14 protein-coding genes are annotated in these 15,021 nt (G+C 72.4%); 8 read left to right on the plus strand and 6 right to left on the minus strand.

Translation table 11 applies throughout. The features are described from left to right. Positions 1 to 8: 8 nt before the first annotated feature. Both ACZ3I4_RS31660 and ACZ3I4_RS31665 read right to left on the minus strand, forming a co-directional pair. On the minus strand, positions 9 to 335 hold the full coding sequence (locus tag ACZ3I4_RS31660; RefSeq protein ID WP_465385707.1) for a hypothetical protein: 327 nt from the start codon (positions 333 to 335) through the stop codon (positions 9 to 11). 149 nt (positions 336 to 484) lie between these two features. Then, positions 485 to 844: a YciI family protein gene (locus tag ACZ3I4_RS31665; RefSeq protein WP_465385708.1), complete on the minus strand. Its 360-nt coding sequence runs from the start codon at positions 842 to 844 to the stop codon at positions 485 to 487. Between the two features lie 76 nt (positions 845 to 920). On the opposite strand from ACZ3I4_RS31665, the gene ACZ3I4_RS31670 reads away from it, so the two are divergent. Further along, positions 921 to 2,444, plus strand: a complete 1,524-nt coding sequence (locus ACZ3I4_RS31670) for a class I SAM-dependent methyltransferase (protein WP_465385709.1) — start codon at positions 921 to 923, stop codon at positions 2,442 to 2,444. Between the two features lie 56 nt (positions 2,445 to 2,500). Here the strand turns inward: ACZ3I4_RS31670 and ACZ3I4_RS31675 are convergent, their stop codons facing one another. Together ACZ3I4_RS31675 and ACZ3I4_RS31680 are read right to left on the minus strand one after the other, a co-directional pair. Continuing rightward, positions 2,501 to 2,881, minus strand: a complete 381-nt coding sequence (locus ACZ3I4_RS31675) for a hypothetical protein (protein ID WP_465385710.1) — start codon at positions 2,879 to 2,881, stop codon at positions 2,501 to 2,503. Positions 2,882 to 3,616: 735 nt separating this feature from the next. Then, positions 3,617 to 4,411, minus strand: coding sequence for a universal stress protein (locus ACZ3I4_RS31680; protein ID WP_465385711.1), 795 nt, complete (start codon positions 4,409 to 4,411; stop codon positions 3,617 to 3,619). Positions 4,412 to 4,559: 148 nt separating this feature from the next. Here ACZ3I4_RS31680 and ACZ3I4_RS31685 point away from each other — a divergent pair, with 148 nt between their 5' ends. Then, entirely contained in the window at positions 4,560 to 6,170 is a 1,611-nt protein-coding gene (locus tag ACZ3I4_RS31685) for a serine/threonine-protein kinase (protein WP_465385712.1), read from the plus strand. A gap of 25 nt (positions 6,171 to 6,195) precedes the next feature. Here ACZ3I4_RS31685 and ACZ3I4_RS31690 read toward each other — a convergent pair whose 3' ends face one another. Continuing rightward, entirely contained in the window at positions 6,196 to 7,911 is a 1,716-nt protein-coding gene (locus tag ACZ3I4_RS31690) for a dihydroxy-acid dehydratase (protein ID WP_465385713.1), read from the minus strand. 76 nt (positions 7,912 to 7,987) lie between these two features. Between ACZ3I4_RS31690 and ACZ3I4_RS31695 the strand changes: the two genes are divergently transcribed. From ACZ3I4_RS31695 to ACZ3I4_RS31720, 6 genes are read left to right on the plus strand one after another with little or no spacing between them, the layout of a single operon-like run. Beyond that, positions 7,988 to 8,839 (plus strand): SMP-30/gluconolactonase/LRE family protein, encoded by an 852-nt coding sequence (locus tag ACZ3I4_RS31695; RefSeq protein ID WP_465385714.1) that lies wholly within the window; start codon positions 7,988 to 7,990, stop codon positions 8,837 to 8,839. Positions 8,840 to 8,858: 19 nt separating this feature from the next. Then, positions 8,859 to 9,719: a fumarylacetoacetate hydrolase family protein gene (locus ACZ3I4_RS31700; protein ID WP_465385715.1), complete on the plus strand. Its 861-nt coding sequence runs from the start codon at positions 8,859 to 8,861 to the stop codon at positions 9,717 to 9,719. Continuing rightward, a complete protein-coding gene (locus tag ACZ3I4_RS31705; RefSeq protein ID WP_465385716.1) occupies positions 9,716 to 10,450 on the plus strand; it encodes an SDR family NAD(P)-dependent oxidoreductase in 735 nt (244 codons plus the stop codon). The genes ACZ3I4_RS31700 and ACZ3I4_RS31705 overlap by 4 nt, the downstream gene beginning before the upstream one ends. Positions 10,451 to 10,492: 42 nt before the next feature. Next, positions 10,493 to 12,661: a molybdopterin oxidoreductase family protein gene (locus ACZ3I4_RS31710; RefSeq protein ID WP_465385717.1), complete on the plus strand. Its 2,169-nt coding sequence runs from the start codon at positions 10,493 to 10,495 to the stop codon at positions 12,659 to 12,661. Positions 12,662 to 12,711: 50 nt separating this feature from the next. Next, positions 12,712 to 13,041 (plus strand): ArsR/SmtB family transcription factor, encoded by a 330-nt coding sequence (locus tag ACZ3I4_RS31715; protein WP_465385718.1) that lies wholly within the window; start codon positions 12,712 to 12,714, stop codon positions 13,039 to 13,041. Then, entirely contained in the window at positions 13,041 to 13,742 is a 702-nt protein-coding gene (locus ACZ3I4_RS31720) for a cation efflux transmembrane domain-containing protein (RefSeq protein ID WP_465385719.1), read from the plus strand. The genes ACZ3I4_RS31715 and ACZ3I4_RS31720 overlap by 1 nt, the downstream gene beginning before the upstream one ends. A 44-nt stretch (positions 13,743 to 13,786) precedes the next feature. On the opposite strand, the gene ACZ3I4_RS31725 is transcribed toward ACZ3I4_RS31720, so the two are convergent. Further along, a complete protein-coding gene (locus tag ACZ3I4_RS31725; protein ID WP_465385720.1) occupies positions 13,787 to 14,953 on the minus strand; it encodes a GAF domain-containing protein in 1,167 nt (388 codons plus the stop codon). Positions 14,954 to 15,021 lie beyond the last annotated feature (68 nt).

Below are 15,021 nucleotides of genomic sequence, written 5' to 3' on the forward strand. Positions count from 1 at the left end.
GGCCCTGGTCACCGCCGCACCCAGATGCTGATCTGCACGGCTGGGCCGTCGCCGTCGCCCTCGGTGACCTGGCCCTCGGTGACCTCGACGGCGGGGCCGGCCTGGCGGCCGATGCGGATGGGCCCGATGCGGCCGCCGAACGAGGCCTCCTCGCCGGTGCGCCGGCCGTGCACGACGGTGTGGACGGTGGCCTCACCGAGCACGGCGCGCCGGCCCGCTTCCAGCAATTCGCCCAGAAGTTCTTGGTCAATTCCCTCGATCGCCGGCGCGGCTTGCAGAACCTTGCCGATGAGGGTGTCGATTTCGGCGTTCCGGTCGGGTGCGTTGTCGGTCATGAGAACCTCCAGAACGGTCCTCTGCATTGTTCGACCGCCCCGGAGAAGAAGTCCATCGAATTGATGAGGACCGACAGCGGGAATGCCCGCAGTTGTCCGATCATCCGAACCGTGGACCGGTCAGGTCGCCGACACTTCCGGCCGAACTGTCATGCGGCGATCAATGGCCGCACCTCGACCCAGCCGTCCGTCACCGGAATCATCCGAGCGATCCACACCGCATGGTCGAAATCCGCCGCGGCCACGATGAAATAGCCCGCGAACTCCCGCTCGCCGCCGATCAGGGACCCTTCGGTGACCACGTTGCCGCGAATCGACACGCCCATCGACGCCGGCCGGGCGGCATGCCCGCTCACGATCCGTCCACCGGTCTCGGCGATCTGCCGCGGCAGCGAAAGGTGCGCCTGAAGGAACGTGGGCGAGACGGCGGTCGGATCGTCCGGCACGTCCCGTTCGTAGACAAGGATCATGAAATGCGGCAGAGGGGACTGACTATCCGGCACAGGCACGGCCGCGAACCTACCCGTTCCGTCCGCTGCGCAAGCCCGGCGGCGCCCGGCCGGCGCCCCGCTAAGATCATCAGTCGTGACCGAGACGCCGCGCTTCGTGCTCTTCCCTGGTCGGCACCATCTGCTGACGCAGTTCCAGGCCGACTACCTGCAGCGGCTGGTGGACGACGGCGCCGGCACGATCGTCTGGGCGGTCACGTCGGCCAATCACGAGAACACCAAGCGCAACCCGATCCCCTATCACCGGCGCGAGGCGGCGATCGAGCGGTTCAGCGTCGAAACCGGGCTGCGGTCGGTGGTGGTTCCGATCTTCGACACCGCACCGACGGACCGGTTCGCGCAGGTGACGCTCAAGTCCGTCACCGTGGCCACCGGTCTCGACCTCACTCCGGGCAACACCCTGGTCGCCTGTTCGACGCCGCAGGTGGCGGCGCTCTACGAGGAGCTCGGCTTCGGCATCGCGCCGGTCGAGGCCGACCCGGCCCTGCCGGTCACGCCCGAGCGGCCCTGGGACGTGCTGCTGCGGCTGGCCGCCGGCGACGACTCGTGGCGCAAACTCGCTCACCCGGCGACCGTCGACGTCTACGACCGCTACGGACTGGACACGGTCGTGCAGACGGTGGTGAACGATCCGGTCGTCGGCGACGAGGGCGGCCTGACCGCGACGCGCGACTACCGCACGTACGTGGAGGCCTTCGCCGACGCCGCCGCGCGCAAATGGACAGCGGTGCGCCGATACGTGCAGCCGGGCCGGATCGTCGACATCGGCTGCGGCGCCGGCGCGGTGCTCGAACTGGCCGACCGGGACGACGCCCTGCACGAGAGCGACCTGATCGGCGTCGAGGTGGCCCGGCATCTCTACCAGGAATGCGTGCACAAGAAGGCGCAGGGCGTCTTCCGCAACGCGAACGTCTACTTCTACCAGCGCAACGTGCTCGGTGGCGCCGTGCTGCCCGACCGCTCGGTCGACACCACGCTCACCTTCGCCCTCACCCACGAGATCTGGTCGTACGGCCGGCAGCGCGAATCGCTGCTCCAGTTCGCCCGCCGCATCCACGACCACACCGTCCCCGGCGGCGTCTGGATCAACAGCGACGTCTGCGGTCCGGGCGACCGCACCCGCCCGGTCCATCTGCGCCTGACCGGCGACGACGGATCAAACCCGGCTTCCCCCCGTACGGATCTGGCCGCGCTGCCGTCGGCCGAGGTCGCCGCGTACGTGAGCTCGCTGTCCACGCGAGCCCGGCTCGACCAGTTCGCGGTCGACTTCGCCTTCCCGTTCGAGTACGCCGCCCAGCCCGACGGCACCGTCCGCCTGCCGCTGGGCCAGGCCATGGACTTCCTGACCCGCAAGGACTACACCGACAACTGGCTGTCGGAGACCCACGAGCAGTTCTGCGGCCTCGACTTCGCCGACTGGGTGACCCTGCTGGCCGAGGCCGGCTTCGACCTCGACCCGGCCTCCCATCCGCTGCGTAACGACTGGGTGATCGACAACCGGATAGCCCCCGTGGCCTCACTGTTCGCCGAGGACGGCACCCCGATGGAGTGGCCCACAACCCACGCCGTCATCGTCGCCCGCCGTCCCCGCAACAGCTGAGTCGCCGCCGCCCGCGCAACAGCTGAGTCGCCCGCCGCCCGCGCAACAGCTGAGGCTCAGAACGGCAACCGCAGTCCCGCCGACACCGCGCAGTCGTCACACGGCGGGTCGACCCGCTCGTCGTACGGCGGCACCCGGCGCTTGTCGTGGGTCGCTTGCAGCCGGCTCGCCGTGACCTCGTCGACCTCGTAGGCGCGCGCGTTCCACGCCTGCCGGACGCTCGCGTCGGTCGGAAGCCGGAACAAGTAGCGATATCTCTCCGGCGCCGTGGACAGGTCCTTGATCGGCCAGAACTCGCTGTGCCCGTTGACCGGATACACCTCCATCACCACCCAGAACCGCCGGCCGGCGGCCGGATCCCGCCGCTTGCTCACCCCGATGGCCACCTCCCGTTCCGACACCTTCACGGCGGTCTGCGTGATCGCGAAGTCGCCCACGGGATCCCCCGCCACGGGCGCCGCGGCCGTGCTGCCCGTCCCACCCGCCGGCCCGGGGCTCGAGCCGCCAGCGGGCCCGGGGCCAGAGCCGTCGCCAGACCTGGGGCCAGAGCCGTCAGCGGGCCCGGAGCCGTCAGCCGGCTCGAAGCCGGAGCCGTCGGGAGATCCGGGGCCAGAGCCGCCAGCGGGCCCGGGGCTGACACCGTCAGTAGGCCCGGGACCAGGACCGTCAGGAGATCCGGAGCTAGAGCCGCCAGCGGGCCCGGGGCCAGAGCCGTCAGCAGGCCCGGGGCCGGCCGGGAGGCGCCCCACGGCGTATCCGGCGGCGACGCCCGCCGTGACCGCGACCAGCAGCACACCCGCCCAGAACGAGCGTTTCGCCCGCCGGTAGGACATGACCGCGACCACGCAGCCGCCCACGAGGGCGGCACAGACGACGATCAGCAGAATCACGTTGTCGATGAAGGACCCGAGAAATTGGGCCACGCCGGAAAGGGCGCCGACAACCACAGCGAACGCGCCGAGCAAACGGATCTCTTTCGGAGTGAGTTTCCGCCACGATTTTTCATCGCCGTCGCGGGATTCACCCGGTTCCCCCATGAGTCCTCCCGAGCGCCCATTCGACGCGCATTCTAGGAGCCGGGCCAGTTTTCGCAGTCGCTCGTCCGGGTGCACCTTTCTCGCGCGCTCTCAAATATCCCCTGGAAATACAATGCATCGATCACCGGAATGCGCTCAGCGGGCGATCAGCACGGGACAGCCGGACCGCTGCAGAAGACGGCTTCCGATCGAGCCGAGCATCAGACCCTGATATCCGTGGGTGCGCGGTCCCACGACCATCAGGCAGGCCGACCGCGAACGCTGGACCAGGACCTTGTCGGCCCGGCCGGCCACGAACTCGCGGTGCGCCCGCACCTCGGGGTATTTCTCGCGCCACCGGTCGAGCTGGGCGTCCAGCTCCGCGCCGAGCGGATCCGGGGCCTTCTCGCTGCCGACGGTCACGGCCTCGACCGCGGTGCCGTACAGGGCGGCCTCCTCGAAAGCGTGCCCGGCGACCGTGGCGGCGGCGGGACTGTCGTCCAGGCCGGCTACGACCGGGCCCGCGTCCGGAGCGAAACGGCCCCGGACGACCACGACCGAGCTGCGGGCCTGCGTCGCGACCTGGTTGCTCACCGACCCGATGGGCAGAACCGGCAGGCCGCCCTCGTGCCGGCCCCCGACGACCAGCAGCGCGGCCCCCTCGGACGCGTGCAGCAGGACCGGGACCGCGTACCCGGGAAGGGCCTGGCATTTGACCTCGACCTCGGGGGCGACCGCCCGGGCCTGCGCGACCGCGTGATGCAGGACGGTGACGGCGTGCTCCTCGCTCGAGTGACTGCCCGGGCGGCCGGGGGTCGACCGGCGGCGGTAGAACGCCGTCAGCACCCGCAGCTCCGCGTGCCGGTGGACCGCTTCCGTCGCGGCCCAGCCGAGCGCCGCGCCGGCCGACGCCGATCCGTCCACACCGACCACGATCCGTGTCTTGATCATTTCCGCCTCCGGGCAGCCCAGGCGGTCGCCGTTCGGCGGCACGACCCCAGCCTTCACCTGCCCGGGCGCCGCCGACAAGGCCGGGTGCACAGGCTGACAGACCGGGCGGAGGATGCGAACGTCCGTCGATCCAGGCAGACTGCCTCGAATGGACGGACGCAGTGACCTCGCCGGTCTTCTCCTCGGCGGCCGCTACGAGCTGCACGAGCCGATCGGCGCGGGCGGGATGGCGGTGGTGTGGCGGGCCCGGGACCACGTGCTGGCCCGCACGGTCGCGGTCAAGATCGTGGCGGTCGAGGGCGGCGGCGAGCAGCATCGGATCCGCCGGGAGGCGCAGGCCGCGGCCGGCCTGTCACACCCGAACATCGCGCAGGTGCACGACTACGGCGAGATGACCACCGAGGGGCACGTTTTCCCGTACGTGGTGATGGAGCTGGTCGAAGGAGGCACACTTTCCGACCGGATGGCCGACGGCCCGGTCACGCCGCGCCTGGCCATGCGCATCTGCGCCGAGATCGCCGCCGCGCTGGCCGCCGCCCACGCCGTCGGCCTGGTGCACCGCGACATCAAGCCGGCCAACGTCATGCTCGGCCCGACCGGGGCCAAGGTCGTCGACTTCGGCATCGCGGCCGCCACCGCGCCCAGCGGAACCGGCGAGCTCGACCAGGAGGTGTACGGCACCCCGGCCTACCTGGCCCCGGAACGGCTGATGGACGACGCCGTGGAACCGGCCTCCGACGTCTACGCGCTGGGCGTGGTGCTCTACCGCCTGCTGTCCGGGCATTCGCCGTGGAACAGCGAGGACACCACCCAGATGCTGACCGCGCACATCTATCTGGAGCCCGCGCCGCTGCCACCGGTCGCCGGGGTGCCCGCCTACATCGCCGACCTGTGCGAACGCTGCCTGATCAAGGACCCGTCCCGCCGGCCCAGCGCCCGCGAGGTCTCCGCGCTGCTCAGCCAGGGCGCGACGGCCGCGGAGACCATGGTGACCGGCCCGGAGACCATGGTGACCGGCCCGCCGGCCATGGTGACCGGTCCGGCTGCCGTAGTGACCGGCCCGGGGACCGTGGCGACCGGCCCGTCTGCCTTGGTGACCGTCTCCTCCGCCGCGGTAACCGGCCTGCCCGCCCCGGCCGCCGGGACGCCCGGCCGGCGGTCGCGTGGCCGCCGGGCGGTCGCCGCCGGCCTGATCGTCGCCGCGGGCGCCGCGGGCGCCGGGGGCTGGCTGCTGCTCCCGGACGGGTCGGAGGAGACCACTGCCAGCGCTCCTTCCGCCGCCCCAGCCCTCCCCCCGGGCTCGTCGAAGGTCCCGCCGGCGATGCCGGGACGGACGACGACCACGACCGCGGCGGCCGCCTCCACACCCGGGGTCCGCACCTCGGCGCCGGCCGGAACACCTACCCGGCCCGTTGCTTCCTCGCCCCCGGCTTCCAGCCCGGCGCCCCCAGGCGGCCCGGTCCCCCCAGGCGGCCCGGTACCCGTCCCGACCGCCACCCCGGCGGCGACGCCGACGACCGATCCCCCGGCCGGGCCGGTCACCCGGACCCTGTCGTCCGACGCGGGCACGGTGACCGCCTCCTGCCCGTCCCCGGGCACCGCGGAGATCATGGATTACGCGGCCCGCAAGCCGTTCAAGGTGCAGTCGGCCGACACCGGCCCCGCGTCCGCGCCGGCCGTGAGCTTCAAGCACGGCAACACGGTCACCACGATGACGGTGACCTGCTCGAGCGGCCAACCGGCGGCGACCGTCACCTAGCCTAGCTGGCAGAGCACCAGGCCGGTCAGTGCGACTCGCGGGACACCTTGTCGCCGGTGCCGCCGAGCAGGAAGGACTGGTCGGCGCCGGTGTTAGCCTGGCCGACCGTCTCGACATAGAGCTTCTCCCAGCCCCGCTTCGGGGCCGCATAGGCCCGGGCGGCCTCGGCCGAGGGCTCGCGAGCGGCCCACTCGTCGGCGGGCAGGTCCACGTCGAGGCGGCGGTTCTCCAGGTCGAGGATGATCATGTCGCCGGTGCGGACCTTGGCCAGCGGTCCTCCGGCGGCGGCCTCGGGGGCGACGTGCAACACCACGGTCCCGTACGCGGTGCCGCTCATCCGGCCGTCGCAGACGCGCACCATGTCGCGGACGCCTTCGGCCAGCAGCTTGGCCGGCAACGGCATGTTCGACACCTCGGGCATGCCGGGGTAACCCTTGGGCCCGCAGCCGCGCAGGATCAGCACCGAGTCGGCCGTGACCTCGAGCGCCGGGTCGTCGAGCCGGGCCTTCAGGTCCTCCACCGAGTCGAACACCACGGCCGGGCCGCGATGCTGCAGCAGGGCCGGGGTGGCCGCGGCCGGTTTCACCAGCGCGCCGTCGGGGGCCAGGTTGCCGTAGAGCACGGCGATGCCCGCCTCCATCTGCAGCGGGTCGGCCCGGGGGCGGATGACCTCCCGGTCGTAGACCCGCGCGTCCGGCAGATGCGACGTGAAGGCCGAGCCGGTCACGCACAGCGCGGAGGAGTCGAGCAGGTCCTGCACCTCGGCCAGCACGGCGTGCAGCCCACCGGCCCGGTACAGGTCCTCCATCAGGAAGCGGCCCGCGGGCTGCAGATCCACCAGCAGCGGCACCCCGGCTCCGACCCGGTCGAAGTCGTCCTGGGTGAGTTCGACCCCGAGCCGCCCGGCGATGGCCAGCAGGTGCACGACGGCGTTGGTCGACCCGCCGAGGGCGGCCAGGGCCACGATCGCGTTGTGGAACGAGGCCCGGGTCATGATCGCGCTGGGGCGCCGGTCCTTCTCGACCAGGTCGACGGCGAGCACCCCGGTGGCGTGCGCGGCCTCGAGCAGCCGGCTGTCGGGGGCCGGCGTGCCCGCGATGCCGGGCAGCGTCATGCCCAGCACCTCGGCCAGCAGGCCCATGGTCGACGCGGTGCCCATGGTGTTGCAGTGGCCGCGGCTGCGGATCATCGACGACTCGGAACGCTGGAACTCGTCGGAGCTGAGCGTGCCCGCCCGCACCTCCTCGCTCAGCTTCCACACGTCGGTCCCGCAGCCCAGCGGCACCCCGCGGAACGTGCCGGTCAGCATCGGGCCGCCCGGCACCACGACGGCCGGCAGGTCGACCGAGGAGGCGGCCATGAGCAGCGCCGGGATGGTCTTGTCGCAGCCGCCGAGCAGCACGACGCCGTCGATCGGGTTGGCCCGCAGCATCTCCTCGATGGCCATCGCGGCCATGTTGCGCCACAGCATCGCGGTCGGCCGCACCTGCGTCTCGCCGATCGACACCACCGGCAGGTTGAGTGCGATGCCGCCCGCCCGGTGGATGCCGTCGGCCACGCTGCGCCCGACCTCGTCGAGGTGCGCGTTGCACGGCGTGAGGTCGCTGGCGGTGTTGGCGATCGCGATGTGCGGGCGGCCGTCGAACGCGTCGGCGGGCAGCCCGCGCCTCATCCAGGCTCGATGGATGTAGCTGTTCCGGTCGTCGCCGCCGTACCACTGTGCGCTGCGTCGATCAGACATGTCATGACCGTAACCCCGGCGCGGCAACTCGGGAAGATCCTTCAACTGCTCGTAACTTGCGCCTACCATCCGGAACATGACTGCGCGCTTCGTCGCCCGGCCGGCTGGCGACCAGGCGTACGCCCTCGGCGAGGGACCGATCTGGGACGCCGACCGGCAACGCCTGCTCTGGGTGGACATCCTGGGCGGCGCGGTGCACGCCGGCACGGTCGCCCCCGGCCGGATCACCGTGACCGGCACCTGGGAGTTCGACGACCTGGCCTGCGTGGTCGCCGTGTCGGAAACCGGCGATCTGCTCGTGGCCACCCGCGACGACGTGCTGGCGGTCGGCGAGGACACGCCGCGGGCCCGCCTCGGCCGCCCGGGCAGCCGCCTCAACGACGGCGCGGTCGATCCCCAGGGCCGGTTCGTGGTCGGCGGCATGGCTCTCGACGACTCGCGCGGCACCCAGCGGCTGGTGCGGCTGGAGGGCGACGGGCGGGTGACCGTGCTCGACGACGACCTGACGCTCTCGAACGGGCTGGGCTGGAGCCCGGACGGCCGCACGCTCTACAGCATCGACTCGGTGCCCGGCATCGTCTACGGACGGGACTATCCGGACGGCGTACGGCGGAAGCTGTTCGAAATTTCCGGCGGCCTGCCCGACGGCATGTGCGTGGACGCGATCGGCAACCTGTGGATCGCCATCTATGGGCAGGGCCGTCTCGAGTGCCGCTCGCCCGCCGGTGACCTGCTGGCCGTCGTCGAGGTGGACGCGCCCCAGCCGACCAGCTGCGCGTTCGCCGGTCCCGAGCTGGACATCCTCGTGATCACGACCGCGACCCAGGATCTCTCCCCAGCCGATCTGACGCGGCAACCCGCCTCGGGACGCCTGTTCACCGCCGAGGTGGGCACCAAAGGTCTGCGTACGCCGTACTGGATCACCTGAGAAGAGGAGAGTCCCGCCCGTGTTTCTCATGCGCCTCGGTGCCCCCGGCGCCGAAAAGCCCGCCGTCCGTGCCGGTGAATCGGACTATGTGGACGTCTCCGACCTGGTGCCCGACTTCGACGAGGAGTTCTTCGGCCACGGCGGCCTGGAGCGGATCGCCGGGCCGGTCGCCGAGCGCGTCGCCGCCGGGGACGTGCGCCTGATCGGCGAGCAGCGGATCGGCGCCCCGATCGCCCGGCCGCACCAGATCCTGTGCATCGGGCTCAACTACAGCGACCACGCGGCCGAGACCGGGCAGGCCGTGCCCTCCGAGCCGATCCTGTTCACCAAGTCGCCCAACACGCTGATCGGGCCGAACGACGACGTACGCCTCCCGCGCGGCTCGACCAAGACCGACTGGGAGGTCGAGCTCGGCATCGTGATCGGCCGGCGTACGTCGTACCTGGATTCGGTCGAGGACGCGGCCGGTTCGATCGCCGGGTACGTGCTGGTCAACGACGTGAGCGAGCGCGCGTTCCAGATGGAGCGCGGCGGGCAGTGGGTCAAGGGCAAGTCGGCCGAGACGTTCAACCCGGCGGGTCCGTGGCTGGCCACCCCCGACGAGATCCCGGACGTACGCGACCTGGCCATGTGGCTCGACGTCAACGGCGTGCGCCGCCAGACCGGCAACACCAAGACCATGATCTTCGACCCGTACGTCGTGGTGCACTATCTCAGCCAGTTCCTGGTGCTCGAACCGGGCGACCTGATCAACACCGGTACGCCGCCCGGAGTCGGACTGGGGCTCAAGCCGCCGGTGTATCTGCGGGCCGGCGACGTGATGACGCTCGGCATCGAGCACCTGGGCAGCGCCCGCCAGCAGGTGGTGGGCCCCCGATGACCGGCCTGCGGGCGATCGTCACCGGCGGCGCCTCCGGCATCGGCCTGGCCACCGCCACCCTGCTCGCCGGGCGGGGCTACCGGGTGGCGACGCTCGATCTCGACACCGCCGTGCCCGCGCCGCTGCTCGGCTTGCGCTGCGACGTCACCGACGACGCCTCCGTGCGGGCGGCGGTGGCCGAGGCCGCGTCCGCGTTCGGCGGGCTCGACATCGTGGTCAACAACGCGGGCATCGGCGCCCAGGGCACGGTCGAGGAGAACGACGACGCCGAATGGGCGCGCGTCTTCGACGTCAACGTGCAGGGCATGGTGCGGGTCAGCCGGGCCGCGCTCCCCCACCTGCGCGAGTCGGCGCACGCCTCGATCGTCAACACGTGCTCGATCGTCGCCACCGCGGGCCTGCCCCGCCGGGCCCTCTACAGCGCCACCAAGGGCGCGGTGCTGTCGCTGACCCTGGCCATGGCGGCCGACCACCTGCGCGAGGGTGTCCGCGTCAACTGCGTCAATCCGGGAACGGCGGACACCCCGTGGGTGCAGCGGCTGCTGGCCGCGGCCGGCGACCCGGACGGCGAGCGGGCCGCGCTGGAGGCCCGGCAACCGTCGGGCCGCCTGGTCACGGCCGGGGAGATCGCGCACGCGATCGCCTATCTGGCCGGGCCCGACGCCTCGGCCACCACCGGGGTCGCGCTGGCCGTGGACGGCGGGATGCAGGGTCTGCGTCTGCCCAAATAGGCCGTTCCGTGGCACGATACCCACCAGTAACCTTCCCGGGAGGTGGGTGGCATCGTGGCCGACTCGCGTACGGCATACCGGACTTGCCCGCTCTGCGAGGCCGCCTGCGGTCTCGAGCTGACGGTGCGCGACGACCGGGTGGTGACCGCCCGGGGCGACCGGGAGCACGTGTTCAGCCACGGGTTCGTCTGCCCCAAGGGCGCCACGTTCGGGCAGCTCAACGACGACCCCGACCGGCTGCGACGGCCCCTGGTCAAGCGGGACGGCGAACACGTCGAGGTCGGGTGGGACGAGGCGTTCGACGAGGTCGCGGCCGGGCTGCGACCAATCCTCGACACGTACGGGCCGCACGCCGTGGCCATGTATCTCGGCAACCCGAACGTGCACACCATGGCCGGTGGCCTCTATCTGACTCCGCTGATCAAGGCTGTGGGCACGCGCAACGTGTTCTCGGCGAGCACGGTCGACCAGATGCCCAAGCACGTGTCCTGCGGGCACCTGTTCGGCAGTCCGCTGAGCATCCCCGTACCGGACCTGGACCGGACCGACCTGCTGCTTCTGCTCGGCGCCAACCCGTGGGAGTCGAACGGCAGCCTGGCCACGGCGGCCGACTTCCCGGGGCGGCTCAAGGCCATCCAGGGGCGCGGCGGCCGGTTCGTCGTGGTCGACCCGCGCCGCACCCGTACGGCCTCGCACGCCGACGAGCACCTGTTCATCCGGCCCGGCACCGACGCGTACCTGCTGTTCGGCATCGTCCACACTCTCTTCGCCGACGGGCTCGTCGCGCTGGGCCGTCTGTCGGAGCACGTCAACGGCGTCCCGGCCGTGGCCGAGCTGGCCTCGGGCTTCCCGCCGGAGCTGGTCGGCGACGTCTGCGGGGTGCCCGCCGGCCGGATCCGCACGCTGGCCCACGAGCTGGCCGCCGCGCCGCGCGCCGCCGTCTACGGCCGGATCGGGACGTGCACGGTGGAATTCGGCACGCTCACGTCGTGGCTGGTCGACGTGGTGAACGTGCTGACCGGCAACCTCGACCGGCCCGGCGGCGTGATGTTCCCGCTGGCGCCGCACACGTCGAAGGGCCGCGGCACGGGCCACGGCTTCCGCACCGGCCGGTGGCACAGCCGGGTGCGCGGGCTGCCCGAGGTCAAGGGTGAACTGCCGGTGGCGACGCTGGCCGACGAGATCGAGACACCCGGCGACGAGCAGGTGCGCGCGTTCATCACCGTGGCCGGCAACCCGGTGCTGTCCACCCCGAACAGCGGGCGGCTCGACCGGGCGCTGGCCGGCCTGTCGTTCATGGTCAGCGTGGACCCGTACCTGAACGAGACGACGCGGCACGCCGACGTCGTGCTGCCGCCACCGGACGCGCTGCGCAAGGGGCATTACGACTTCTCCTTCCTGGCCCTGGCCGTTCGCAACTTCGCCGCGTACAGCCCGCCGGTCGTGCCCGCGTTGCCCGGCTCGCTCGACGAGTGCGACATCCTGGCCCGGCTCACGCTGATCGCGTCCGGCCGTCCCGGAACGGTGGCCGACGTGCACGACGCGATGCTGGGTCAGGCGCTCACCCGCGCGGGCCTGGCCGAGGCGTCCGGCTCGTCGCCCTCCGAGCGCCTGCTGGACGTGGCGCTGCGCTCCGGGGCGTACGAGGGAATGTCTCTGGATCTGCTGCTGGAGAACCCGCACGGCGTCGACCTGGGGCCGCTGCAGCCGCGGATCCCCGAGGTGCTGCGCACGCCGAGCGGCCGGATCGAACTCGACTTCGACGGGCTCGCCGACGAGGTGTCCCGGCTGCGCGGGGCGCTCGACCGGCCGCGCGACGGGCTCGTGCTGATCGGCCGGCGCCACCTGCGGTCGAACAACAGCTGGATGCACAACGTGCCGGCCCTGGTCAAGGGCCGCGACCGCTGCACGCTGCAGATTCACCCGGCCGACGCGAGCCGCCTCGACCTGCGCGACGGCGAAGACGCCCAGGTCACCTCGAGGGCGGGCGGCCTGGCCGCGCGGGTCGAGGTGACCGACACCGTCATGCCCGGCGTGGTCAGCCTGCCGCACGGCTGGGGCCACGGCGTGCCCGGCACCCGCATGGCCGTCGCGGCCGACCACCCCGGAGTCAACTCGAACATCCTCACCGACGAGACCACCGTCGACCCCCTGTCCGGCAACAGCGTCCTCAACGGCATCCCCGTCGAAATCAAGGCGCTCGCCCCCTGACGCTTCGATACAGGTTTCGCTGAATACAGCGTTCACTGTATTGTCGGGCCATGGAGACGGTGACGCATGGGCAGGTGCTCGCCCGGTTCGGTCATGCCCTGTCCGATCCGACCCGGGCCCGGCTGCTTCTGGCCCTGCGCGAGGCGCCCGGATATCCCGCCGAGCTCGCCGACCTCTTGGGTGTCAGCCGGCAGAACCTGTCCAACCACCTTGCCTGTCTGCGCGGCTGCGGCCTGGTCGCCGCGGTTCCGGAGGGCCGCCGCACCCGATACGAGCTCGCCGACACCCGCATCCGGCACGCGCTCACCGACCTGCTCGGGCTCGTCCTCGCGGTGGACCCGGCCGCCTGCCCCGACGCCGCCGGGAAGGACTGCTGCTGATGAGCCTGTCGCTGACCCCGGCCGGGGCGGCACCGGACCGGCGCCGCACGCTGACGCGCCGGGTGCGGTTGCTGGTCGCCGCGACCATCGCCTACAACGTCGTCGAAGCCATCATCGCGCTCACGGCCGGCACCCTCGCGGGCTCCACCGCCCTGATCGGTTTCGGCCTCGACTCGGTCATCGAGGTGTCCTCCGCCGCCGCCGTGGCGTGGCAGTTCGCCGGTCGCGACCCCGCGGAACGGGAGCGGACCGCGCTGCGGATCATCGCCTTCTCGTTCTTCGCCCTGGCCGCCTACGTCAGCGTCGAGTCCGTTCGAGCGCTCATCGGCGGGGCGGAGGCCGCACACTCCACCACCGGGCTCGTGCTGGCCGCGGTCTCGCTGGCCGTCATGCCCGGGCTGTCCTACGCCCAGCGCCGCGCCGGGCGTGAACTCGGCTCCCGCACCGCTGTCGCCGACTCCAAGCAGACCCTGCTGTGCACCTACCTGTCCGCGGTCCTGCTCGTCGGGCTCGCCCTCAACAGCCTGTTCGGCTGGAGCTGGGCCGACCCTGTCGCCGCGCTTGTCATCGCCGCCGTCGCCGTCAAAGAGGGCCGGGAAGCCTGGCGCGGCGACACCTGCTGCACCCCACCGCTCGCCACCGTCGCCCCCAGCACGGCCGGTGGCTGCCAGGACGGCTGCTGCGCCCCGCGGGTGCGTTAAGGGACCACCGGCGCGTCCATTCGTCCCCCGGCGATGACGGCCTCCTAACGCAGCATCGTCAGCGAGACGCCGGCGGCCAGGCGGTACGGGTTGGTGGCGACCAGGGCGCCGATCGCGCGGCGCAGGCGGGACACCTCGGCCCGGACGGTGACCACGTGGTCGGCGTCCCCGTACAGGAAACGGCTCATCTGCGCCGCGGTCAGGCCCGCCGGGCCGCAGGCGTCGAGCAGTCCGAGGATTTCGGCGTGGCGGCGGGTCAGCGGGGTGCGCCACGGCTCGGACTCGCCGCGCACCTCCAGGACCGGCGCCGCCCGCAGGTCGAGCGTCGCGTGGATGGTGGCCTGCGGACCGGCCGGGCGCACCAGCCAGCCCTCGGGCAGGCGTTCGGGAAGACAAAGGCCCATTCCCGGTACGCCCAGGGCCGCACCCTCGCGGGGCGTGCCGATCCGGTCGCGGGCGGCCACGCCGCTCGCCACGGCCACCCAGCCCTGCTCGTCCACGATCAGCAGTGGGCCGTGCGCGGTGGCGACCACGTGCGCGGCCGAGCGGCGCAGGCGGTCGAGCCGGTCGGCGTGATGGCGCCACAGCTGCGCCTCGGCCAGCCGTACGCCCGTCTCGACCAGCGCCTCGATCGCCGGGTGCAGGGTGAGCGCGGGCCCGCTGACGTCGACGATGCCCAGCAGATCGCCCGTACGCGGATCGTGCACCGGATGGGCCGTGCAGTACCAGGCGTGCTGGGCCTGCTCGAAGTGCTCGGCCGAGAAGAGCTGCACGGGCGCGGCCTCGACCAGGGCCGTCCCGATGGCGTTGGTGCCGACGGCCGCCTCCGTCCAGTTCGCGCCCTCGCCGAACCCGAGGCCGTCGGCCCGGCGCAGCAGCGCGGACGGCCCGGCCCGCCACAGGATCACGCCGCCCGCGTCGGTGACCACGAGCAGGAAGCCGTCGGCCAGGCGCAGCAGGTCGTCGACGACCAGGCTCAGGGGCGACTCGCGGCGCAGACGCTCGACCTCGTCGAACGGCGCCGGGTCGCGCGCGTTGGCCCGCCCGGGGTCGAGACCGAGCCCGAGCACGCGGGACCACGAGCGTTCGACCAGCGCGCGCGGGCGATGCGGCGGACGGTCGCCGGCCAGCACGGCGTCGTGCACCCGGCGCAGCTCACGGGCGTGCCGCGTCAGGTCGGTGCCCGGCCGCACCGCGCGGAAATCGCCCACGACTGAGCATGGCCCGGCTGTGCAATGTGTTGCAACCCTGTTGCGGACCGGAGTCGGGCCTGTCTCGT

This window comes from Actinoplanes sp. NPDC021490 (assembly GCF_055562135.1).